Source organism: Flavobacteriales bacterium (assembly GCA_020635795.1).
Lineage (GTDB): Bacteria > Bacteroidota > Bacteroidia > Flavobacteriales_E > Vicingaceae > Vicingus.
In genome coordinates this window covers 186548-211591 of record JACJZD010000003.1, presented here as the reverse complement: position 1 = coordinate 211591, position 25044 = coordinate 186548, and the positions used below count along the sequence as shown (strand labels likewise).

General features: G+C 32.4%; 21 protein-coding genes. 14 read left to right on the top strand and 7 right to left on the bottom strand.

Features of this window, described 5'->3' with window-relative positions:
- Positions 1–3 precede the first annotated feature (3 nt).
- On the bottom strand, positions 4–1512 hold the full coding sequence (locus H6589_10060; protein ID MCB9174942.1) for a GH3 auxin-responsive promoter family protein: 1509 nt from the start codon (positions 1510–1512) through the stop codon (positions 4–6).
- An 85-nt stretch (positions 1513–1597) separates the two neighbouring features.
- Here H6589_10060 and H6589_10055 point away from each other — a divergent pair, with 85 nt between their 5' ends.
- Entirely contained in the window at positions 1598–2395 is a 798-nt protein-coding gene (locus tag H6589_10055; protein MCB9174941.1) for a DUF2797 domain-containing protein, read from the top strand.
- A 64-nt stretch (positions 2396–2459) separates the two neighbouring features.
- On the opposite strand, the gene H6589_10050 is transcribed toward H6589_10055, so the two are convergent.
- Positions 2460–3581 (bottom strand): M42 family metallopeptidase, encoded by a 1122-nt coding sequence (locus tag H6589_10050; protein ID MCB9174940.1) that lies wholly within the window; start codon positions 3579–3581, stop codon positions 2460–2462.
- 65 nt (positions 3582–3646) lie between these two features.
- On the opposite strand from H6589_10050, the gene ribD reads away from it, so the two are divergent.
- Positions 3647–4741, top strand: coding sequence for a bifunctional diaminohydroxyphosphoribosylaminopyrimidine deaminase/5-amino-6-(5-phosphoribosylamino)uracil reductase RibD (gene ribD, locus H6589_10045; protein ID MCB9174939.1), 1095 nt, complete (start codon positions 3647–3649; stop codon positions 4739–4741).
- 12 nt (positions 4742–4753) lie between these two features.
- A complete protein-coding gene (locus H6589_10040; GenBank protein MCB9174938.1) occupies positions 4754–5359 on the top strand; it encodes a YigZ family protein in 606 nt (201 codons plus the stop codon).
- On the opposite strand, the gene H6589_10035 is transcribed toward H6589_10040, so the two are convergent.
- The 4 genes from H6589_10035 to H6589_10020 all read right to left on the bottom strand — a co-directional run bounded on the left by H6589_10035 (position 5356) and on the right by H6589_10020 (position 9143).
- Positions 5356–5694 (bottom strand): hypothetical protein, encoded by a 339-nt coding sequence (locus H6589_10035; GenBank protein ID MCB9174937.1) that lies wholly within the window; start codon positions 5692–5694, stop codon positions 5356–5358. The genes H6589_10040 and H6589_10035 overlap by 4 nt on opposite strands.
- A 1-nt stretch (position 5695) precedes the next feature.
- Positions 5696–7321: a PD40 domain-containing protein gene (locus H6589_10030; protein ID MCB9174936.1), complete on the bottom strand. Its 1626-nt coding sequence runs from the start codon at positions 7319–7321 to the stop codon at positions 5696–5698.
- Between the two features lie 78 nt (positions 7322–7399).
- A complete protein-coding gene (locus H6589_10025) occupies positions 7400–8155 on the bottom strand; it encodes a menaquinone biosynthesis protein (protein MCB9174935.1) in 756 nt (251 codons plus the stop codon).
- 202 nt (positions 8156–8357) lie between these two features.
- The gene (locus H6589_10020) at positions 8358–9143 is read right to left on the bottom strand and encodes an EI24 domain-containing protein (protein ID MCB9174934.1); all 786 of its coding nucleotides are present in this window, start codon (positions 9141–9143) and stop codon (positions 8358–8360) included.
- A 209-nt stretch (positions 9144–9352) separates the two neighbouring features.
- On the opposite strand from H6589_10020, the gene H6589_10015 reads away from it, so the two are divergent.
- The 11 genes from H6589_10015 to H6589_09965 all read left to right on the top strand — a co-directional run bounded on the left by H6589_10015 (position 9353) and on the right by H6589_09965 (position 23543).
- Complete coding sequence (locus tag H6589_10015; protein ID MCB9174933.1) at positions 9353–10684, top strand: hypothetical protein; 1332 nt, start codon at positions 9353–9355, stop codon at positions 10682–10684.
- A 111-nt stretch (positions 10685–10795) separates the two neighbouring features.
- Positions 10796–11209, top strand: coding sequence for a hypothetical protein (locus H6589_10010; protein ID MCB9174932.1), 414 nt, complete (start codon positions 10796–10798; stop codon positions 11207–11209).
- The gene (locus H6589_10005; GenBank protein MCB9174931.1) at positions 11206–12123 is read left to right on the top strand and encodes an IS3 family transposase; all 918 of its coding nucleotides are present in this window, start codon (positions 11206–11208) and stop codon (positions 12121–12123) included. Before H6589_10010 ends, H6589_10005 begins: the two co-directional genes overlap by 4 nt.
- Before the next feature lie 228 nt (positions 12124–12351).
- Positions 12352–13707, top strand: a complete 1356-nt coding sequence (gene purB / locus H6589_10000; protein ID MCB9174930.1) for an adenylosuccinate lyase — start codon at positions 12352–12354, stop codon at positions 13705–13707.
- A 17-nt stretch (positions 13708–13724) separates the two neighbouring features.
- Positions 13725–15551 carry an ABC transporter ATP-binding protein gene (locus H6589_09995; protein MCB9174929.1) on the top strand — a complete coding sequence of 609 codons (1827 nt, stop codon included), beginning with the start codon at positions 13725–13727 and terminating at the stop codon, positions 15549–15551.
- Positions 15552–15586: 35 nt separating this feature from the next.
- The gene (locus H6589_09990; GenBank protein MCB9174928.1) at positions 15587–16039 is read left to right on the top strand and encodes a hypothetical protein; all 453 of its coding nucleotides are present in this window, start codon (positions 15587–15589) and stop codon (positions 16037–16039) included.
- A 117-nt stretch (positions 16040–16156) separates the two neighbouring features.
- On the top strand, positions 16157–17062 hold the full coding sequence (locus H6589_09985) for a DUF916 domain-containing protein (protein MCB9174927.1): 906 nt from the start codon (positions 16157–16159) through the stop codon (positions 17060–17062).
- A gap of 56 nt (positions 17063–17118) precedes the next feature.
- Complete coding sequence (locus H6589_09980; GenBank protein ID MCB9174926.1) at positions 17119–17895, top strand: hypothetical protein; 777 nt, start codon at positions 17119–17121, stop codon at positions 17893–17895.
- Between the two features lie 65 nt (positions 17896–17960).
- Entirely contained in the window at positions 17961–18578 is a 618-nt protein-coding gene (locus tag H6589_09975) for a hypothetical protein (protein MCB9174925.1), read from the top strand.
- A gap of 57 nt (positions 18579–18635) precedes the next feature.
- Positions 18636–21653 (top strand): hypothetical protein, encoded by a 3018-nt coding sequence (locus H6589_09970; GenBank protein MCB9174924.1) that lies wholly within the window; start codon positions 18636–18638, stop codon positions 21651–21653.
- 15 nt (positions 21654–21668) lie between these two features.
- Positions 21669–23543 (top strand): M48 family metalloprotease, encoded by a 1875-nt coding sequence (locus H6589_09965; protein ID MCB9174923.1) that lies wholly within the window; start codon positions 21669–21671, stop codon positions 23541–23543.
- Here the strand turns inward: H6589_09965 and H6589_09960 are convergent, their stop codons facing one another.
- On the bottom strand, positions 23544–24971 hold the full coding sequence (locus H6589_09960) for an AAA family ATPase (protein ID MCB9174922.1): 1428 nt from the start codon (positions 24969–24971) through the stop codon (positions 23544–23546).
- Positions 24972–25044 lie beyond the last annotated feature (73 nt).

Here is a 25044-nt window from a genome sequence, read left to right as displayed (position 1 = left end):
ATATCATACCAATTTAAGCATTTCTTCGGCAATTTTCCTATTATTTGAAAGTCGGGGAACTTTATGTTGCCCTCCTAACTTATTGTGTTGTTTTAACCAATTATAAAAAGTGTTTTTTGGCATTAATACCAACTCTGGCAAATCAAGTATTAAATTTTTATACCGCTTGGCTTCGTAGTCGGAGTTTAATGATTTAAGAGCGGTATCCAACACTTCCATAAAATAATCAGTACTCGTTGGTTTTTTTTCAAACTCAATCAACCATTGATGTTTACCACTTTTATTATCGGCTAAATAAATTGGAGCAATAGTGTATTCATGAATCAATGCTTCTGCTTTTTTACATGCAATTTCTAACGCTTGCTCTACATTTTCAATGATTAATTCTTCTCCAAATGCATTGATAAAATGCTTGGTGCGACCCGTCACTTTAATTCTAAACGGATTTAATGAGGTAAATTTTACCGTATCCCCAATAATATAACGCCATAAACCAGCATTAGTAGAAATTACAATGGCATAATTCACATTTAGTTTTACGTTTTCTAAAGTAATAGTTGTTGGGTTTTCTTTATCAAATTCAGTCATTGGAATAAACTCATAGAAAATACCATAATCCAACATCAACAACATTTCCTTTGAGTTATATTGGTCTTGCAAACCAAAAAATCCTTCCGATGCATTATAATTTTCGTAATAATTTATCGGACAACCTTTTAAAACAGCATCAAATTGTTGTTTATAAGGCGAAAAATTAACTCCTCCATGCATATACAACTCAAGGTTTGGCCACACTTCATGTATCGATTTTTTATCGGTGATTTCTAAAATTTTCTTCAACAAAATCAATGTCCAAGATGGCACACCAGAAATGTTTGAAACATCTTCTTTAGAAGTCGTTAACGCCATTTTTTCAATCTTCTGCTCCCACTCTGCCATTAACGCAATTTCGAGTGTTGGCACTCTCCGTTGCTCTACCCAAAATGGAAAATTTTTCATAATAATTGCCGATAAATCGCCATAATAAGAACTGTTGTGGTATTGATTCAGTTGACTACTCCCTCCTACTACTAATGTTTTTCCTAAAATAAGTTTTGATGCTGGGTGGTTGTGATGGTAAATGGACAATAAATCTTTACCTCCCTTGTAATGACATTCCTCCAACGATTCTTTACTTACAGGTATAAATTTACTTTCTCCACTTACCGTTCCCGATGATTTTGCAAACCATTTAATTTCGGTAGGCCACAAAATATTTTGTTCGCCATTTCTAATTCTAAAAATATCGTTTTTTAAGGTTTCATAGTCTTGTAACGGAACTCTTGATTTGTAATCGTCATAACTATTTATCGACTTGTATTCATGTTTCTTTCCCCACTCAGTATCTTTTGCCTGATAGACCAACTTTTGCAGCAGATCATTCTGAACATCCACAGGATATTTGATAAACAACTCCATTTGATGAATACGTTGTTTGATAATCCAAGAAAATACAGAATTGATAATTTCCACTTAAGTAAGTTGAAAGTTAGTAAAGTATAAAGTTAAAAGTAATCTTGTAACTTTATAAACTTTTATACTTTATAACACTATTCTTATGAACTATTCTGGTCCTATTGATAAAATGCATACCGCATTAAACAACGAAGTAACTTACCATTTGCCTATTGGTGAGGACTTGGTAAACATGAATGAATTAATTGGGAAAGAAATTTCGCTCAACTATCAACATCAAATCATTTGTAAGGAATGTGGTAAAACTACCATCAAGTCATTTAATCAAGGGTTTTGTTATCCGTGTTTTAAAAATTCTGCAAGTGCTGCCGATTGGATTATTCATCCTGAATTATCGAAAGCACATTTAGGTATTGAAGATAGAGATTTAGAATTTGAAAAATCGGTGCAATTGCAACCGCACATGGTGTATTTATCATTAACCAGTGGCTTGAAAGTTGGTGTAACTCGCGAAACCCAAATACCAACACGTTGGATTGATCAAGGTGCTTCTAAAGCCATTATTTTAGCCATAACACCTAACCGCTATTTAGCAGGCATGATTGAGGTAAGTTTAAAAAAACACTTAGCCGACAAAACCAATTGGCGACAAATGCTCATGAACATTCAAGCTGATGTGGATTTAATTGCCGAAAAAGACAATGTTAGAACTTTACTTGCAGAAGAATATAAACCCTACATTTTACAAGAAAACAACATAACTGAAATCAATTACCCAGTACTCCATTACCCCGTAAAGGTAACCAGCATAGGTTTTGACAAAGTACCCGAATACACTGGAAAACTAACTGGTATTAAAGGACAATACCTTTATTTTGAAAATGGAATTGTTTTAAATGTTAGGACTTATGGAGGCTATGTTTTAGAGCTAGGCTTTTGAGAAGCTCGCAGATTTCGCTGATATACGCAGAAAAAATTCAGCGATAATCTGCGAGAGATAATCTCTATTTCAAATACCTAAAATCTTGATTGTTCTTGATGTTTTGAAGTGATTCGTAAATTAACTTAATTACATTTTCAACATCCTCTTGGTGTACCATTTCTACTGTAGTGTGCATGTAACGTAATGGCAATGATATCAAAGCAGAAGCTACACCTCCTGTTGCATAAGCAAAAGCATCAGTATCTGTTCCTGTTGCACGACTTGCAGCAGCCAATTGAAAAGGAATTTTTTTCTTGTTTGCAGTATCTTTAATTAGTTTCAACAAATTGTTTTGTACAGCTGGTCCAACCGTTAAAACTGGTCCTTTTCCTGCGTGGTTATCACCGTTTTCAATTTTGTTAATCATCGGCGTTTGGGTATCGTGACAAACATCAGTAACAATAGCCACATTTGGTTTAATGTTTTGCACCATCATTTCAGCTCCACGCAAACCTACTTCTTCTTGTACCGAGTTGGTTATGTATAAACCGAAAGGAAGTTTAACCTTGTTTTCTTTTAACAAACGAGCTACCTCAGCAATCATAAAACCACCAATACGGTTATCTAAAGCACGGCCTACAAAATATTTTTTGTTTAACACCATAAACTCATCTTCGTAAGTAATAACAGAACCTATCTCAATACCCAAGGCTTCCACCTCTTCTTTAGTGTTACACCCACAATCTAAAAAAATGTTGTTTAATTGTGGAGCTTCTTCTTTTCCTGCAGTTCTGGTATGAATAGCTGGCCACCCAAAAACCGCTTTTACTATTCCTTTATCGGTATGGATGTTTACTCTTTTTGAAGGTGCAATTTGATGATCAGATCCACCATTTCTTCTCAAATAAATAAACCCTTTTTCGTTGATGTAATGTACAAACCACGAAATTTCATCAGCATGAGCTTCAATAACTACTTTATAAGGTGCTTTAGGATTAATAATCGCCGCAACAGAACCATAAGTATCTACAAAATGCTCATCAACATAAGGTTTAACGTAATCCAACCACATTTTTTGTCCGGCAGACTCAAAACCTGTTGGAGCAGCATTGTTGATGTAGTTTTCTAAAAATTTAAGCGATTTTGCTGTTAATATTGATTTCTCCGCTTTTTTTACGGTTGATTTTGAAGATTTTGTAGCCATAAATTTATATTTAATTCGAGCGATGAAGTTAGTCCTTTTTTATAAAAGGAGTACATTTGAACCGAATGAATTTTGACAAAAAATACATGTTAAGATGCCTAGAATTAGCAAAAAATGGATTAGGAAATGTTGCTCCTAACCCCATGGTAGGTTGTGTTATTGTGTATGATGGAAAAATAATTGGTGAAGGTTATCATCAAGAATATGGTAATGCACATGCAGAGGTAAATGCGATAAATTCGGTTAAAAACAAAGCATTACTAAAAGAAAGTACACTTTACGTGAGTTTAGAACCTTGTGCTCATTTTGGAAAAACGCCTCCTTGTGCAAACTTAATTGTTGAACATAACATTCCAAGAGTGGTTATAGCTTGTGTCGATACTTTTTCGGAAGTAGCTGGAAAGGGTATTGAAAAACTTAAAAATGCAGGAATTGATGTAACTGTTGGTGTTCTGGAAAAAGAAGCGTTAGAGTTAAACAAACGATTTTTTACTTTTCACAACAAAAAACGACCTTACATTATTTTAAAATGGGCAGAAACAATTGATGGGTTTATTGATGTGGATAGGAGAGAAAAAACTAAACCAAGTGAGATTGCGGGGCAAGCCCGCAATGACGTTGACAATTGGATTACTTCTCCTTTAAGCAAAAAATTAGTGCATAAATGGCGAAGTGAAGAAACGGGAATTTTAATTGGCACAAACACCGCTTTAAATGATAATCCACAATTAAATGTTAGGGAATGGAAAGGGAAAAACCCAACTCGTATTGTTATCGATTTAAATGATAGACTGCCTCAGCATTTACATGTTTTCGATAAAACTATACCAACCATAGTATTTTCGTTAAGCAAAAAAAGTGAAGAGCAAAACTTGGCTTTTGTAAAAATCAACGATGCTTCACAACTTATTACTGAAGTTTTAACTGAACTACATTGCAGAAATATTCAATCGGTAATTGTAGAAGGTGGTGCAACTTTATTACAAACTTTTATCGACCAAAACTTGTGGGATGAAGCACGTGTTTTTGTGGGTAACAAACATTTTAAAACAGGGCTTAAAGCTCCAAATTTAGTTGGTGAAATACTTTCAAAAGAATGTATTGAAAGTGATGTTTTAACTGTATTCGTCCCGAAAGATACTTTGACAAGATTAGTATGACAATCTACTAAAATGGATACTTATTTAACCATAGCTAAACCATCGGAAGGAATTTACAAAGAGAAAGGAAGTAAATTTTTAGCTTTTGCCTACCCTATTTTTAGTGAAGATGATTTTAAAGAACACATCCAGGAATTAAAAAAATTGCACCACAATGCCCGACATTTTTGCTATGCATTCAAATTAGGTTTAACCGAAAACGAATACCGATATAGCGATGACGGAGAGCCCAACAATTCTGCTGGAAAACCCATTTATGGTCAAATTTTATCAAAAAACCTTACCAATGTAGGAATTGTAGTTGTTCGATATTTTGGAGGCACAAAACTCGGCGTTGGTGGCTTGGTTACTGCTTATAAAGAAGCTGCAGCTGATGCGTTGAACAATGCAAAAATAGTAGAACGAACCGTTAACAATTTTTATCAAATCACTTTTGATTATGCTATAATGAGCGAGGTGATGAATTTTGTAAAACAACACGACCTTAATGTAAGCAAACAAGTTTTTGAAAATAGCTGTTTAATTGAATTTAACATTCGACAGACTGAAGCTGAATTTACTGTCCAAGAACTTGAAAAAATAGAAGGCTTATTGGTTAAGTTTCTGAGAACTATTTAATTGGTAAAATCTACCACTTTCATTCCTAAATATTCCGAAATTTCTTTGGAGAAAGCTTGAGATTCTTCGTGAGAGCCTTTAAAAACCAAGGTTCTTTTCCGAACATTTTCGCACAAAAAAACACAATATTTATAATCGCTAAAGTTGGTTGTGCAACTAGTATTTCCACTTAGTTTAGGCGAACTTACCGTTTTTGAAAATTTTACTCTAGTCAATCCAATAAATTGAATATCAGCCAAATTTTTCCAATCGCCCACTTTTAAACCCAAAACACTAACAATAATTCTAAACTTATTGTTTTCCTTATCTAACCAAAGTTTTTTGGTTTTTAACATGCTACTCTTGTTCTAAAACAACATTTTTAACCAAAATATGTGTTGATTTTTCTCCAATAGGCAAATCAAAATTGATGGTTTGGGTTTTATAACCAACAGCAGAAATGGTAACTGAATATTTTAAATTCCCTGGTAAGGTCATAAAATAATCTCCTGTTTCTTCGGCCGAAGTTTTTACAATGCTATTACCTGCTTCATCTTTAAACTCAACATCAGCCATTACTTTTTCACCATCTAATTTAGCTTCGATGTTTCCTTTTATGATGGATAGATTTTTTTGTGTGCCTTGTAATAAATCGTAATCTTTTAAGTCAATTTTATAAATATCTCTTTCTCCCAAACCATCTTCTCTAACGGTAGAATAATGTGCTATTTTCCCATCCGTACTCAAAATAAAATGTACATCATCGTCAATGGTATTGATTGGATAGCCTAAATTTTCTGGTTTAGACCAAGTACCATCTGCTTGCATTTTCGACATAAAAATATCGTAACCACCCATAGACAAATGCCCTTTTGAGCTAAAGAACAATGTTTTACCATCAGGGTGAATAAACACCGAAATTTCATCCTCTTTGGTATTGATAACAGAACCTAAGTTTACAGGCTCTCCAAAAGTAGATTTTGATATTTTATCAACATAATAAATATCTCCTTTACCAATAGCTCCATATTTTTTCCCTTCACGCTCACTCACAAAATACAACCTGTTTCCATCAGCAGTTAATGACGCCGAACTTTCAAAATAAGTAGAATTGATTTGTTTATCTAATTCTTTTGGTTCACCCCAATTACCAGAGCTTCTTCGTTTTGAAACAAAAATATCGCCAATGTAAACACTTCCATCATTTCTGTAAATGTAAATTTGATTTCCGTCAGGTGAAATACTCAAACTAGCATCATGACCTTCGGTATTTAACTTCCCTTCAACAGGTATAGCTTTCGACCAATCCCCCAAAGTCGTGTCCCATTTCGAAATATAAATGTCTTCAAAATATTTGTAATCTCCTGCTTTATCTACTCCACCACCTTTGGTATCTGCTCTACGAGAAGTAAAAATCATGGTTTGACCATCGGCAGTAATTGAAGGAGAATAATCGCCCCCTCTTGAATTGATGTTTTTTCCCAAATTAACAATTTCAACTTCTACAGGTGCTAACATTAATTTTTTAGCATAAGCCACTTGCTCCTGCATTTTATCTGCATCGTACAAAGCATCTTTCTTTTTTAATCCTTTTTGGTATTCAGCAAAAGCTTCTTGTGCTTTATCTAACTGATTGTTTCTGTGATAAGCTTCTCCTAACTTGTAATTCAATTCAGGTGCAACCTTTGGGTTTAATCCTTTTGCATTTTGAAAGTATTCCACCGCCAATTGCCAATCTTTTAACTCCAAATAACACTCTCCTATTCTATAATTAACCGTAGCGTCGTTGGTAAAATCTTTCAACATTTCTCTATAAATAAGCAAACCACCTCTAATGTTTCCATTTAGGTACAAATGACGAGCCTCACTCATTTTCATTTTATAAGCAACCTTATTGGGTTTTTTCGACTTTTTTTCTTGGGCAAAAGTTAAAGTGGTTGTAAAGACAAGTAAAACGACAAGTAGTTGGTTAATTCTGTTCATGTAAAGTGTTTATTAAGTATTAAAACAAAAATAGTGATTATGCTCGTATTTAAAAATTATAAGTCAGTCATTAACTGTTTAGATATTAACATTTTCGCGTAAAAATCTCAAAAAAAGGTCAATCGATTTTCTTTTTTCGTTGTTTAACGGATAACTAATGTCGTGTATTAAATAGTTTTCTAACTTACTTTTATCAATGTGTTGATTTGTTGAAAGATTTACTGACTGAGCAATATTTTCTACACCAAATTTCAAGGCAGCATTCAATTTTTGGATAAATTCTTCTGGCATTTTTTTGTTAGAAACCCAACAAGCAAAAGCAAAAGGTAGTTGTGTAACCCTTATCCATTCTTCAGCTAAATCGTATTGATATTTAAACGTTTTTGGCAAATCGAAAGTACGATCTCCAATAATCACGCCAGCAATTGAACCTCCTATTTTTTGTTCAAACCCAACACTTGCATTTTTAAATGTTGGAGCTATTTTCCAAAATTGTTTTGCCAAAACTTGCACTAAATTAATGGATGTTTTTGATTGATAATCGAGTAAAATGGTATCGATTTTATACAATGGAACATCGCTATACAACACAACCGAGTTTACTTTTTTAGTGGCACCAATACAGTAATCAGTAATAATATGGTGTTCTTTCATTTCTGGTAAAATGGCAATGGGTACCAAACCTATATCTACTTGATTGGTCAACAATTTTTCGGCGCATTTCGATGGAATATCCAATTGCAAATCAATCTCATTCAATATATCTGAATGTTGTAAGCCGTACAAAAAAGGCAAGGTATTGGAATACGAAACGATAGAGACTTTAACTTTCAAACTCAATAATTTTATTGTGGCGAAGTTAGCACTTTAACTTAATTTTTAACCACATGGAAACATAGAAAAACGCTCCTTGTCGGTTCGAGTAGCGAAGCGTATCGAGAACATCCATCTAGTTCGTCATTACGGGCTTGACCCATAATCTATACTTTGGTACTATTTCAGATTGCGGGTCAAGCCCGCAATGACGGATACTCAATTAACTTTTAGTTTCCACTAAAACTTTATGTGTGGAAATGGTTGCAGCAACTACAGAAATTATCGACACAAAACCTGCTAAGGTGTAACCACAAAAAGGAATAAGCATAAACACTGAAAATAGCACACCGTTTGCTATGGCTATTCCTTTGTGTTGACGAATAAACTCCACACTTTGTTTAACACTATATTTTTGGCGTTCTATGGTATAATCCATAAACGAAAACCCATAAAAATAGGAAGACACAAAAAACAGAAAAATTGCTCCTAATTGACCAACAATAGGAATAAAACTCAATATAAAAACTCCTACAATAAACAATAACTCTATAAATAAATTTCGGAATGCTATTAAAACACCTCGAGCAATATCGCGCATCAATTGGTCGGCATCGAAAGGGTATTTTTTGCCTGTTAAAATGGTTTCTGTTTTTTCGGAAAGTATTGAAAACACAGGCGACATTAAAATGATAACAATGTAGCCACCCAAATAAGCAAACACAAAAAAGAACAAAATTTTAAATACCAACCAAATAAAGCCAGACAACACCCCTTGTACGTATGCTGCTCCCCAATACGTAGCATTTTCGTTTTTAATTAAATTATACGCCCAATCGGTAGTGTACTCGGTTAAAAAATCGATTAACGCAAAACCTCCCAAAAAGAACAACACATTAAGCAATATTGGAAAAATAAAAAACCACCACAAACCTTTAGAAAATATAATTTCTAGTGCCTTACCGTAGGCCGATAAACCGATTCCAAAATGTTTAAAAAAAATTCCCATAACGAGTTGCTTTTTACCAAAAATACGAAAGTTGTTTATAAATTTAATGTATAACTCAACTTAAAACTATTGACTTTGTGTTAAAAAAACGCGAACTTCGTTTAACATCATTGTAAGAAACATTAAAACGCTTTCCAACAATATCGTTAGCAGTAATTTAAACCGAAATCGCAAATAAAAAACTGTCAATATCAGAAATACAAAAACTAATGAGTACGAAAGTAACGTATACAGAAATTCATAAACTTAGTGCTTTTCGAATTTTCAAAAAATTTGCCTTAAATATTTTAACGGAGACAATTAGTAATTTTTTCTCTTGCTCGGTCAAAGTGATAACTCTGCCAGAAAAAGTTTTTTTAGACGATTATGGAATCGATATTCATAAAAATATAAAAAGAGGATTCTATCCAATTGATGACAACAATGTTTTAATCTTGGGTAGAATGTTTAAAGAACATCAACTTATCTCAGCAATTGGTTTTCATATCTCTGACATTGACGTAAGGAAGCAAACAAGAATACTGAACATTTTTGAAAATATATTATCTCATTATTTCTCAAAGGAACTGCCTCGTTTTTTTCAAAACAGTTCTTTGCTTTTTGGAGATGAAATTATAAAAGAGACAATAACAGAATACATAAGTAAAGGTGCTTATGATAGCCGTCAAGTAAGACATCTAATTGAATATTTCTTTAAATTAAGGACAACATCTTTTGAAGGAGAATATTTCTCAACAGGTGCAATTTTCACCAAATCTCAAGACATAGTTAAAGGAGAACGATTTGGTATAGTAAAAGAATTGACAACCCCATTTTTTATAAGCGACACCGATAAAATAAATAAACGTGTTTGGTATTTGGTTGACGGAAAAACTTCTTTTTTTCTTGGTAATAAAAATTTATGTTTCAATAATATTTTCATTCTAGATGAAGAATATTCAAAAGGAAACTTTTTAGATACACATTCGCTTGCATTAACCCTCAAAGGGGGAGACTTTTTAATCAAGGTCGAAAATGAAAAATTACTGTCAATATGCTCATCAGACGGAAGTGAATTTATTTTCTTCGAGAACCAATGGCGGTATAGGAATTATTCCGTTCTTAAGGACATTCTAACAGCAAATATTACCGCTGATGAAAAAGTAATAAATTCAATATTGTTTTACATTTTAAGTTGTTCTAAAAAACAGCATAGTACAATCCTTTGGTTTCCTGATGACATAAACAAAATTGATGAATTAATAAATACAAAGACTAAAAACAGTTTTTTAAAAGTAGGTCTAAATATTACAGACAAACAAGCCATTAATCATATTTTTAGGTGTATTACAAGTGACGGTAGTTCAATAATTGATAAAGAAGGCAACTTGCTTTTTATTGGAGTAATAGTAAACATTGAAAAAGCGAAAGTTTCGGGAATAACAGGAACAGGCGAATCGGCAGCATCTGTTCTGAGTGCAAATGGAATTTCTATTAAAATTTCTTCTGACGGACTTATTAAAATATTTACACCAAATGCGACCAAACCATATTACTTCTAGAATAAAACTACTGCTAACAGGCGTTTGACTCAATGGCGGGTGACGTGGTTAATTGAACATTCTGCCTCGTGTCTCGTCCTGAAATAAGTTTACACAAAATAACGTGTAAACATGAAAAAAACAGAAACAAAAAAGCGACCAAACCCAGCAACTTTTTATAGTGATGAGTTTAAGAAAAAAGTAATCACTGAATATTTAGAAAGTGATTTAACCAAACGTGAAATTTTAGATAAGTATGAAATTAGAGCCAATAGTGCCATTCAGGAATGGATGCGTAAATTTGGAATAACAGACCCATACGGTAAAAAAGATTATCTTGGTCTTCCAAATACTAATCGTTTGAAAAAGAAAAAGCCAGATTTGAGTGAAGTAGAGCTAGAAAACTATGCACTCAACAAACGCATTAAAGAGCTTGAAAAACAACTCAGCGACGAAAAAATACGCTCTGAAATGTACTCTAGAGTTATTGAAATTGCTGAAAAAGACCTCAAGCTCAACATTAGAAAAAAGTCAGACACCAAATAATCCGTGAAACAAAAGATAAGTACAACAACTATTCGTTGGATAATATTTGTCGATTGTTTGGTGTAAGCAGGCAAGCTAACTTTCAATATCTTAGAAATAAATTAACCATTGAGTCTAAAAAAGAACTCGTTATACAACATGTTTTAAGCATTAGAGAGTATCATCCTCGAATAGGAACTCGAAAGCTATATCACATGATGCAGCCTTTTTTTAATGAACATCATATTAGTATTGGTAGAGATGCTTTATTTAACCTTTTAGCAAACGAAAAATTATTAATACGCACTAGAATACGTAAAGTCACCACAACCTATTCTGGACATTGGATGCGTAAATGGCCTAATTTAATTAAAAACTACCGGGTAACAGCACCAAATCAATTATGGGTAAGTGATATTACTTATTGGAAAATAAATGGTGAGTTTTTATACATCAGCTTCATTACCGATGCTTATTCTCGTAAAATTGTTGGATATAGTTTATCTGAACATTTAGACATGAAATCTACTAGAAATGCTTTATTAATGGCTCTAAGCATCCTTAATGAAAATCATACTGGTCTTATTCATCACTCTGATAGAGGTGTGCAATATTGTGCAATGGATTATGTAAAGCTTTTACACAAAAACAATATTAATATTAGCATGACTGAAAATGGAGATCCTAAAGAAAATGCTATTGCTGAAAGACTTAACGGTATTATTAAAAACGAATATTTAAAAAAATATAAACCAAAATCTTTTAACCAAGCTAACTTCTTACTTAAACGCTCTGTTAATCTGTACAATCAAGAAAGACCGCATTTAAGTATTAATTTACATACTCCAGATTATACTCATCATAACAAAACTAAAACTTACAGAAAATGGAAAAACTACTTTAGAACTAATCCCGTAAAAGTTCTTCAGGATTAATTTATATTTGTAAAATTATTTTAGGATTATAAACAAAAACTGGTAAACTTATTTTAGGACGGGTCATCGCATCAACTTTTGTGGTGTATTGACAGTTTAGTGCTCCGAAATCCGCCACTTTGCCTAGCACCAACCCGATAAACGAAAGAGTCAAGCCACTCTTATTTATACTATTCTTATATTTCGTTTTAAAATTATACTTTTGCACTTCAATAAAATTCTCGAAAAATGAACCTTACTGCTTTAACAGCAATTTCACCCATTGATGGTAGATACAGAAAAACAACAGAGGCTTTGGCTCCTTATTTTTCGGAAGCGGCTTTAATCAACTACCGTATTAGAGTTGAAATAGAATATTTTATTGCCCTTTGCGAATTGCCTTTACCTCAACTCCAAGGTTTTGATAAAGCAAAATATGCCGATTTACGAAACATTTACAACAACTTATCGGATGCTGATATTCAGTCGGTTAAAGACGAAGAAAAAGTAACCAACCACGATGTTAAAGCCGTTGAGTATTTTATCAAAAAGAAGTTCGATTTATTAAACATTAACCCTGCTTACAAAGAGTTTGTACATTTCGGTTTAACTTCACAAGACATTAACAACACCTCTGTTCCATTATCGATTAAAGAAGCATTAGACGCTGTTTATTATCCTTTACTTAACGATTGTTTAGTAAAATTAAAAGAAATGTCTGATGCTTGGGCAAATATACCTATGTTGGCAAAAACGCACGGACAACCAGCTTCTCCTACTAAATTGGGTAAAGAATTTTATGTGTTTGTGGAGCGTATCGAAAAACAACTGTTGCAAGTAAAAGCAGTACCTTTTTCAGCAAAGTTTGGTGGAGCAACAGGTAACTTAAATGCGCACCATGTGGCTTATCCAAACTACAATTGGATAGATTTCTCGAACAATTTTGTAAACAATAGCTTAGGGTTAGACCGTTCTCAAACCACCACTCAAATTGAACACTACGATAATTTAGCCGCTCTTTTTGATGGTTTAAAACGCATCAACACCATTTTAATTGATTTAGACCGTGACGTTTGGACTTATGTTTCGATGGATTATTTCAAACAAAAAATTAAAGAGGGTGAAATAGGTTCGTCAGCCATGCCACACAAAGTAAACCCTATCGACTTTGAAAACTCGGAAGGAAACTTGGGTATTGCCAACGCCATTTTTGAGCATTTATCAGCTAAATTGCCCATTTCTCGTTTGCAACGCGATTTAACCGATTCTACCGTTTTGCGTAACGTTGGCGTTCCAATTGGTCACACTGTATTGGCAATGGCATCGCTTTTAAAAGGTTTAAATAAATTGTTGCTAAACGAAGCAAAAATACACGCCGATTTAGAAGAAAATTGGGCTGTAGCTGCCGAAGCCATTCAAACCGTTTTACGTCGCGAAGGCTACCCAAAACCTTACGAAGCATTAAAAGAATTAACGAGAACGAACGAAAAAATAACAGCTACCTCAATTGCTAATTTTATTGATACACTTAATGTTAGTGAAGAAATAAAAAATGAGTTGCGAAAAATTTCTCCGTTTACTTTTACAGGAGTAGATTTAATTTAACCTTCAGCAAAAAGCAAATGAAAAGTTTTAAAAAAATATTAAAGTATGCGCTTAACTATAAAAGGTTTGCTTTTCTAAACATCATCTTTAATATTTTGGCAGTAATTTTCGAGTTGCTATCAATGCTCTTATTTGTTCCATTTTTAAACATTTTATTTAATCAAACTACAGATGTAGTTACTACAAAACCTGAGTTTGCTTTAACCAAAGAGTATTTCGAAAATTATTTTAATTACACACTAAGTCAGTACATTGAAGACGAAAACAAAGCGAAAGTTTTACTTTTTGTTTGTGTATTGGTTGGCATTATGTTTTTAATTAAAAATGTATGTCGTTATTTAGCCATGTTCTTTATTGCTGTGCTTCGAACAGGTGTTGTTAGAGATTTAAGAAACGAACTTCAAGCTAAAATACTTGCTTTGCCTCTTTTGTTTTATTCTGAAGAAAAAAAAGGAGACATTATTGCTAAAGTTACCACCGATGTTCAAGAAGTAGAATGGTCAATTTTAAACTCATTAGAATTGTTGTTTAAAGAACCTATTTCTATTATACTTTCATTGGCAGTAATGATTGCAATGAACCCAAACCTGACACTTTTTTCGTTAATTCTGCTTCCAATAAGTGGATTTATTATTGGTAGAGTTGGAAAAAGTCTAAAAAGAACATCTGGAAAATTACAAGCTCAAATGGGCGAATTGTTATCAAATGTTGAAGAATCAATTGGTGGATTAAGGATAATAAAAGCTTTTCATTCAGAAAAAAAAGTAACTAAAACTTTTCAAAAACTTAATCAAGATTACACCGATTTACATTTAAAAATGATTCGTAAACGCGATTCAGCTTCTCCATTAAGTGAGTTTTTAGGTTCTGCCGTAATGGTAACACTAGCTTATTACGGTGGAAGTTTAGTTTTAAATGGTGAAGGAACTTTTAATGGTGGTGAATTTATAGGTTACATCATTATTTTTGCACGATTATTAAGCCCAATTAAAGCCATATCTAGTGCTTATTCTATCATTCAAAAAGGTGCAGCTTCGGCAGAACGAATTGAAGAATTGTTGCAAGCAGAAAACAACATTAAAGAAACTGACAACCCTATAAAATTAGATGGTTTTAAAGAATCAGTTACTTATAAAAATGTGTGCTTTAGTTATGGCAAAGAAGAAGTATTAAGCGACATTAACATTACCATTGAAAAAGGTAAAACAGTTGCTTTGGTTGGCGAATCAGGTGGTGGAAAATCAACTTTTGCCGACTTACTTCCTCGATTTTATGATGTAAATTCAGGTTCAGTTAATGTTGATGGAGTAAACATTAAAGATGCTTCAATAGAAAGTTTACGAAAACTAATAGGTGTAGTAACGCAAGAATCGATATTATTTAACGATACTATTTTTAACAACATTGCTTTTGGTGTAGATAATGCTACAGAAGAAGATGTAATTGCTGCTGCAAAAATTGCCAATGCTCACAACTTTATTATTGAATTTGATAAAGGTTATCATACCAATATTGGCGATAGAGGAAATAAATTGTCTGGCGGTCAAAAGCAACGAATTAGTATTGCAAGAGCAGTTTTAAAAAACCCTCCAATTTTAATTTTAGATGAAGCTACCTCTGCTTTAGATACTGAATCAGAAAAATTGGTACAGGATGCATTGTACAAATTAATGAACAATAGAACTTCTATAATAATAGCTCACCGTTTATCAACCATACAAAATGCCGATGAAATTATTGTTTTACAAAAAGGTAAAATTGTAGAGCGAGGTCATCATAATTATTTAATTGCTAAAGAAGGTATATATAAACGACTTTCCGATTTACAAACGTTTGGCAACTAATATTTTTTTCCTACCTTTAGTAAAAAAATAAAATGATGACAAAAAAACTTAGCCTCCTTTTAGTTATAGCGATTGTAACTTTTTCGTGTAGTTCAGACAACAACTTAGATAATGAATTAAATATTGACAGCAACGCAGTTCAGATGGATGATCCAAATGCTGAGTTTACTGCTGCTGATACAAGTTCTACAGGTGTTTATCAAGAAGAGGTGGATGAGAGTAAAGAAATGACTTTACAAGAAGCCATGAAAGCAAACAATGCTGGACCGAAAGTTGAAGAAGGTGGCATGTCGTTTTGCGATTGCGTAAAAAAATTAAAAAAGCTTGAAAAAACCATGCTTGAAACAGAAGACGATGAAGAATTTGATAAAACAATGGCTGAGATGGATAAAATGAAAACAGGTGAGTGTAAAATTCTATTCGAAGGAAATCAATCCACTTTAGAGGCTAAACAAGCCCATGAAAAAAAAGTAAAACGCTGTCTTTAATTTTTTAACTTTTTATTTAAAAAAATAAAAAAGTAACTATTTTTTTATCTCTACGTAATAGGTATAATCAACAAAAACAACTATCTTAGCAAAGCAAACTTAAACTTATTGTAAGAAATGGGTAGGATTATTACTTTTTTAACATTTTTCATTTTTGGATATTTTACTGTTGTAGCTCAAACAGATTCTACTGCTAGTACAGCACCTGAAACTAAACCTGCAACAGAAAATTCAACCTCAACAGATGATTCTCCTAAGGATTTTCAAACCAAAGGAATATCGGTTTCACCAGCACATTTTCATTTAACTCAAAAACCAGGTGAAGTTAAAACCTATAAGATAAATGTTAAAAATGATACTGAAACTGCAAAACGATTCAAAGTAAACATTTACGATTTTGATATGAATGGTAAAGGGAAAAGTAGCTTTATGTCTCCTGGTAAAGGGAAATACTCATTATCGAGATGGCTGAACATTTCACCAACATTTATTGAACTACAACCTGGAGAGCACAAAGAGGTTAAATTTACCGTTAGTGTCCCCGATAATGAAGATGGAAATAAGTCGGCATGGAGTATAATAATGGTTGAACAAGAAGAACCTAGAAAAAAACTTGAGCCACCATCAAAATCTGACAATACAGTTGCTCTTGGAGTAATACCAACATTTGCTTTTGGAGTTTTTGTATATCAAAATCCACCAAATGTTATTACTGATAACGTTGAAATTACTAACTTTAGTTATAGCGAAAAAGACACTACAAAAATTATCGCCATTGAAGCCGCCAATAAAGGAAATGGAATTGCATATTGTACTTCATATATTGATTTAACAAACCTTAATACTGGAACACAAAAACGCTTAACAGTTAAAACTTTCACGATACTTCCTGAACTAATTCGTGACTTTGTATTTACTCTACCTAAAAACTTAGAAAAAGGAAATTACTTGGCAATAGGAGTTTTAGACTACGAAAACTCTGAAGAAATTCAGGCAGCTAAATTAAATTTTGAAATAAAATAACTAACAATAAATTAAAAATCTAAAAATCAATTATTAACCCTTAAATCAAAACAATTATGAAAAAACTATCGTATCTATGTGGGGCTTTATTATTATTTGGGGCTACTGCAAATGCACAGTTAATCGACGAAAAAGATGTAACTGTAACAATGGATCTTCAACCAGTTTTACAATTGGACATGACGACTCCAGATCAAATCGAATTTGTATTTGACGAAATTAACGAGTACTATGCTGGTATTACTAAGTATGGTGCTACAGTATTAAGAGTTAGCTCAACAGTTAGCTGGGATTTATATGCTGTGGGTCGTTCTACAGGTACTAATGGTCCAGAATTCTGGGATCAACAAATTGAGTACGGTAACAACAACCCTAATGCAATTCCTGATTTACCATTGAGTTTATTAGAACTAAGACAAGCTCAACCAAACAATGGTGATGGTGCTGCAACTGGTACATTTACAGATTATAGCCAAGCATTTTCACCTGCTACTGTACCAAGTGCTGGTAACAGTTTATATGTAAATGGTGGTACTAATACACCTCCTACAACTGTTGATAAATACATTGGTGGACATGCTGGTACTTCTGGTATTCCTGGTGATGACTTTTTACCAGGTGGTAGTTATTTAACCCAAACAGGTATTAATTCTGATTACTTTTATGTAATTGATTACAGAATTTTACCAGGTTTACCAGCTATTTTCCCTAATGCTGCTGATGCTGATGGTGCTACATTTGAAGATTTAGTTACTGTTAACGGTCTTGGAGCTTATGCTGAGCCAGGTGTTTATACCATGTATGTTCAGTACATTTTATTAGAAGATCAATAAAATATAACATTTAATTATTTTAAGGATGTAGAGTTCTCTCTACATCCTTAAATAATTTTATAACCATGACTTCTATAAAAGCAGGGATTATATCCGTATTACTATTTTTTGTTTCATTCGCACTTGAAGCACAGATTCATTGTGGCTTGGTTGAAATAACACCAAACACTACCGTGAACTCTTTAATGACGTTTGACAACTTTACTAGCTACAACGGAGGTATTGTTATTAATAGTGTTGCTAGAGTTAGAGTAAAAGTTGAAGACAAAGCGATTCCAGATCCTTTATGTTCTTGGAGTTTAACCATGATTATCAGTAATAATCCTGGTGCAGGAACTCCAGCTGGAGAATGGGAAGAACTAAACCAATATGGAAGCGGATTAGGAACTAATCCACCAATTACTGCTTTAGAAATTCGTGTTAGAAATTCATGTTCAACTTCTCCCATCGATGGTGTATTCCAAACATTTACAAACGATGGCGACATTATCGATATTATTGCTGCATTATTACCAATAACTCCTGCAGGCTCGTGTGCTTTGAATGTTAACGGACCTGGAAGTTATTTAACTAATTATGATGAATTCAATTTTGATATTGATGTACGTGTAAAACCAAATTTCACATATAACCCAGGTATTTACCAGTTAAACATCAAATTTCATTTGGAAGAAAACCCATAGGATAGTTTGAGAATAAAAGTAAATATCCCTATATACTGTTTCGCAATAATTTTTATTGTGAATTTACTTTTTGCATCAAATGCTTTTGCTCAAACCGATTCTATTTTAGGTAGCCCGATTGAAGATTTATTAACTACAGATACTAATTTAACAACACCCATCAACACTTCAACTCCAATAGATTCAACTAAAACTGGATTAGATGGAAGTGAAACTGACAAGCTTTTAACGGGCTACAACAAAAAAAGTATTGAACTAAAAACTGGAGAAATTATCTCTAATGTTTTAAAAGTTTACAACAACACCAACGAAACACAAAAATTCACCTTAGATTTGATTCACCCTGGTAGCTGGCAGAACCTTGCAGCCTCCAATGTTCCCTACGAGGTAAAATCTCGCGACACCTTATTTATCCCAATCATCTTAGTTCCAAATAAATTAATAAATGGAAACACCGAGGTTATCATCAATGCATTTTTAATCGACCTCGATAATCAACAAATTGCAAATAATTATTTTACGCTCCATACCAAAAAGAAAATTTCTTGGGATGTAAGCGTAGAACCCTCCAATATATTTTATTTTAAAAACGACGAAACACAAAAAGATTTTGAATATCGTATCGAAAACACAGGAAATTACAAGCAAGATATTTTTGTAAGTTACAAAACACTTCGTGGCGATTTAATGCTTGCTGACTCTAATGATGTTATTATCAAAAATCCAAACTATACTATTAGCTTAGAGAGTAGAGCCGATACCACGTTAAAATATAAAGCCTCAATTTTAACCAATAGAGAACGTAACTATAGAAAAATATCGATTAACTCTTATGTGCCAAACACCAATTATTATTACAAAAAATACAGTTTATACATCAACAGTGCTGAACCAAAAAGCTTAGATAAAGGTGCTTTTAAAAAAGGGAACAAGGTTGATTTTGTTAAACTCCCCAATCAAACAAAAGTGGAAGAATATGGATATCCACACTTACCTTTAATTGTTGAAGCAACTGCTCAAAATTTGTTGGATGTAAATTCGTTTATGTCGGTAAACCTAAGGGGTTTTAAACAATTAAATAAGAAAGCCAGCTTATCTTATTTTGCGCAATTAAATTACAATCGAAATTATTATACCAATAACTTCTTAACCAACTCACCTTGGTACGTGGGCTATTTTGATGATAGAAAATCTATTGAAGTAGGTCAAATTAGTGGAAATGTTATTGGTATTAATGGTTTTGGAAAAGGTATTAAGGGCTCTTATTCCTATTTAGAGAAACATAAAACTGGTGGTTTTTATGTAAAATCTCCAGGTTTTTTTGGACCAGTTAGAACAGAATCTTATGGCTTATTTCATACCTATACACATAATGAGTACTTTAACATTACTGGTAAGTTTGGTCGACAAACCGCGTATGCAAGTAATAGATCAATCAATTCGTTTTCATTATTACCAAACTTTAACATTCAACGAAAACACTTCTTTAGTTTACTGGGAGCGATGACTGTTAGACAGGATTACAATATTAACACCCCCTCTGATCCTTTTTATGGTTATTTAGTTGGTGGTAATTATTCGAGCCAATTTTTTCAGAAAAAGCTAAAATTTAACATAGGGTCTAGATATAATGATAGAAACTTTAGTACTGGTGCATTTAAACGTCTGAGCATCAACCAAAGAACCGGTTATCACATCAACGAAAAATGGGATTCATACTTATCAACTAATTACCAAAACATACAAACTTACAATACCATAACTACTTTACCTGGTTATAGACAAGAAATGTTGTTTAATAACTTAATCTTTACTACCAGAACTGAAAGAGGTTCTTATCAACCAGGAGTTTATTACGATTATAGAGATTATCTTTCGAGCCGAATTCATGCTCGAGGAGTATCATTTAGATATTCTACCTTTAATTTTTTACAAAACTTCTTAGTTTCTGCATTTGTTAAAACGGGTTATACTGTTCCAATAGATTTTGAAGACAGAAAAAACTATTACACTTTTGAATTCTCTTCTTTAATGCGTTATAGAGTTTGGAATTTCACTACTCGATACAATTACGGAGCACTTTCTACAACTGCATTTAATACTCAAGCCTATAGAGGTATAACTCCTCAAATGGTAAGATTATCGTTACAAAACCAACACCAATTTAAAAACAAACATTTGGTTTTAGAGTCGAACGTAATTTATAACTACGGTAATGTTTTTAGTAACCATAGCATAGGTTTTTTTCCAGAAATATTCTATTTTACTAACAATGGTTGGAGATTTAGTTTAAGAGGCAACTACACCTTTAACACAAGTAATTACGGCTCTATTTATTCTACCGATACGCTTGTTATTGCAAACTTTGATGAAAACGAACGTAAATTTTTACAAAATTTTACAGTTGGTGCAACAGTAAAAAAAGAATTTGGTATTCCAATTCCGTTTATTAAAAAAACTGCGGCATCTATCGATTTTATTTCTTTCTATGACATCAACGGAAATGGAATTCAAGAAAAAGACGAGCCCACCATTGAAAACGTAGTGATAAGAATGGGTGCAAAAGAAGTTATCACCAACAATAAAGGACAAGCAGAAATTAAAAACATTCCGAAAGACACCTACCCTTATTTTGTAAAGGCACTTAATGAATTACAAGGTTGGTTTCCTGATGTAAAAGATTCGTTGATGGTAATTGCCGATAATAAACAATACATTCCTTTTGTTAGAGGTGTTAAAGTTTATGGAGACGTTGTTTTAGACAGACAAAAAATTGCAGTTGCAGATACATCAAAACCATTCGATTTATCTAAAATAAAAATAACTGCTACCAATGGTAAAACCTACAATACATTAACGGATGTTAAAGGTAAATTTGAATTCTACATGCCTAATGGAGAATACATCATTACTATGGATGAAAGTATTTTAGGGAACAAGTACAAACTGTCTAGAAACAATATCCCTTTAACATTGAAAAATACTCAAGATGGAGTTTATGTTTCGTTCTATGTAGTAGAAAACAGGAAAAAAGTGGTGGTAAAAGAATTTGGCACACCTACTGACGGAAATTAAGTCTATAAAAAATTTATGAAAAATAAACATATCGGATTATTAGTGTTGTTAATCACATTATCAGCATTTACTTTAGTTAAAGGTCAAAAATTATTTCCTGATACACTTCCTAATACATTACCAGATAGATTTAGAATAGTATTAGATATGGATAGTGTTAGTTTTTACACAAAACATAAAAAAGAAGCTAAAGCGAATCTTGATAATAGTCTTTTATATTTAAATCAATTTTCAAAAAAAGATATTTTCGAAAGTGGCACAATAGCATATAACTATGAAATAATTGAAAATTATTTAAATGAAATTGTAAAAAAGATAACTCCAAAAGAACTTATCGAAAAATACAATATACATGTATATCCATCTAAAGAAACTGAAATAAATGCCTATGCAATGTATGATGGATCAATTATGTTTAACATACATAATTTTATCTACCTTAACAATGAAGCTGAAGTTGCTCATATATTGGCTCACGAAGTAGGTCATCAAATTCAAGAATATAATGCGACTGATGAATGGCTTGCATATATGAATTCAGGCATTTTTAGTGATAAAAAAAGAAAATTCGAAAAAGCAAGTCAAAATGCAGAAATAGATGCTGATTATAAAGCAGCCATAATGTTAACTGCTTCTGGTTATAATAATGAAGCAGGAATATCAGTAGAAGAGTTGTTTTTAAAACTTGAGACGAACTTAAAAAACTACAAAGGTTATCATTCAAGAAATTACTTAAAAACTCATCCACCATCAAAGAATAGATTGGACAGTTTAAAAACATGGATTATCGATTTAAATGGAGGGTCTAATTACCTAGTAGACAGCATCTTATTTAACAAAATTAAGGATGAATCTAGACTTCACTCACTAAAATACTCATTAGAAACTCATAATTATTTTAATTGTTTAGAAATTGCATTTGAAGGTTATTTGGCTGAAGGAAAAGAAAATTATGCATATTATATAGCTGAATCAGGGAGAAGACTTTTATACACTAATAAATTAAAAATAAACAACATCATGTTTTCAAACTACTATAAAGGCATGGTAGATAAAAACTTCATAGATATTATTAATAAAAAAATATATTTAACACCCGCAAGCGATAGTATCATTAGCTATTTAAAAAATCAACGATTATATGTGACAAAAAATTTCTTTGATTTCTTTTTTAACGTAGTGACTGAAGAGAATAATAAAGAAATACTCTTAACTAAAGGACTGTATGAATACAATAAGAGTAAAGGAAAAAAAACTAACTATTTAAATAATTATGTTTTAAAAAATGGAACATATTCAAAATTTATAAATGAATTACTAAATCCAATCGACTATGGGGAACTGAAAGCACTTTATGTTTTTAATTCCATAACTACAATAAATTGTTCTGGGAAAAAACCAATTAAATTATTTTTTTTAGAAAAAAATCTTATTCACCAATTTGACAGCTTAGCAAGAGAAACTTTTTTAAAAAAATGTTTCGTTAAAAATAAAGAAGTGAAAAATGCAAATAGCCACATAAATTCTAATCTTCAAGAAACATTATTTCTAAAGAACTTATCGAACTTATTATTTATAAAAATAAAACCTAAACATAAATTATCTATATTATCACCTGAATTAGGCAACTATTTATGCACAAACAAATATACATCTTTACAATATGATGATTTCTACTACCAAACTTGTGTTAATACAGAATTAAGTATTGCTTTAGGGATATTAACAGGTATTTCTCCGACACCAACATTATATCAAACTAAAACAATAGAATATAATAAAAATAAAAAAATTATTTTAGGAAAAATAAAACTTTCAGCAGGTCATTTAACTTTATCTCAATATAAAATAAGGTTATCTAATGCAATACTAAAAAGCAAACATTCGTAATTAACAAAAAAACTCTTCGTTAAAATTTACCAAATAAAGCTCTTTTTTAGCTCTAGTAATTGCAGTATATAACCAACGCAAATACTCCATATTAATCATTTCTTCGGTTAAGTACCCTTGCTCAACAAATACCACGTCCCATTGTCCACCTTGCGATTTGTGGCAAGTAACCGCATTAGCAAATTTTACTTGTAACGCTTGGTAATAAGGGTTTTGACGAATCAATTCATTACGTTTTTTACGATTAGGTTCATAACTATATTCTTCAGAAACAGCTTCGTACAGTTCTTTAAATCGTGTCGGCGAAAGGGAAGATGACTCAGACAAAATACTTTCCAATAATATTTTTACCTCTAAATCTGGCTCATTGGGGTAATCAATCATTCTTACCATTACATTTACAAAACGGAAACCGTACAGCTCTTCCTCCCCCCTAATTCGTAATATTTCAACAATATCACCGTTAGCAATAAATCCAGCTTTTGAAGAATCTTCTAGCCAGAAATAATTGTTTTTTACTACCATCAAATAATCGCCAGAAGCGATTTCATCTTCCAGCCATTTAATTCTTGCACGTATTTGTAAATTAAAAATATTTGCTCGCTTATTACTTCTGCAAATTACCATACAGTTTTCCTCACCATATTTCGAGTAAGCATCGCTTAAAGCATCTTCTAATTCAACTCCAGTGATTTTAATAACATCTTTATACTTCTCGTTAGTCTCCAATAAAGGTAGTTGGTAATTGTTGTTTGAAATTTTACCTCGTATAGAAGTTGCTAAATTTAATATACCCGAATTTTTAGTTTGACGAACCACTTCATTCAATTCGAAAAATTCTAAATTCAATTGGTACGATTGATACAAGAAATCTTCATCCAATGCAGGACTCACATCCATACCAACAGGCGGTAACTGAGCCACATCACCAATTAAAATTAACTTACAATTGATACCCGAATAGACATAACTCAGTAAATCGTCCAACAAACTTTTGCTTTCGCCCCAACTTACTGATGTTAACCCTGCCCCATCACCTATCATAGAAGCTTCATCAACCAAAAAAATAGCATTTTGAAACTTATTTTCTTTTATTGAAAACCGAGTATAACCATCACCACCAGAACGCAACTGGTAAATCATTTTATGAATGGTGTAAGCTGGTTGATTCGAATAATTAGATAGCACCTTAGCTGCTCTTCCTGTTGGAGCTAGCAAGACTGGCGTAAAATTAAACTCCGGCAATGTTTTTACCAAAGCTCCAATGATAGACGTTTTACCTGTACCAGCATAACCCTTTAGCACAAACGTGTGTTTTTTAATGGTCGAAAATGCAAAATCAACTAATTCGCCAATAACCTTTTGCTGATTTTTGGTTGGCTTGTGCTTAAAATTGGCAAGAAGTGAATTAAAAAATAAGTTGTGCATGTGTAAAACGAAAGGTTAAAGTTACCGTTAATTCTAAATAATGCCCCTTTAAATAATTGATAATATTATTCCC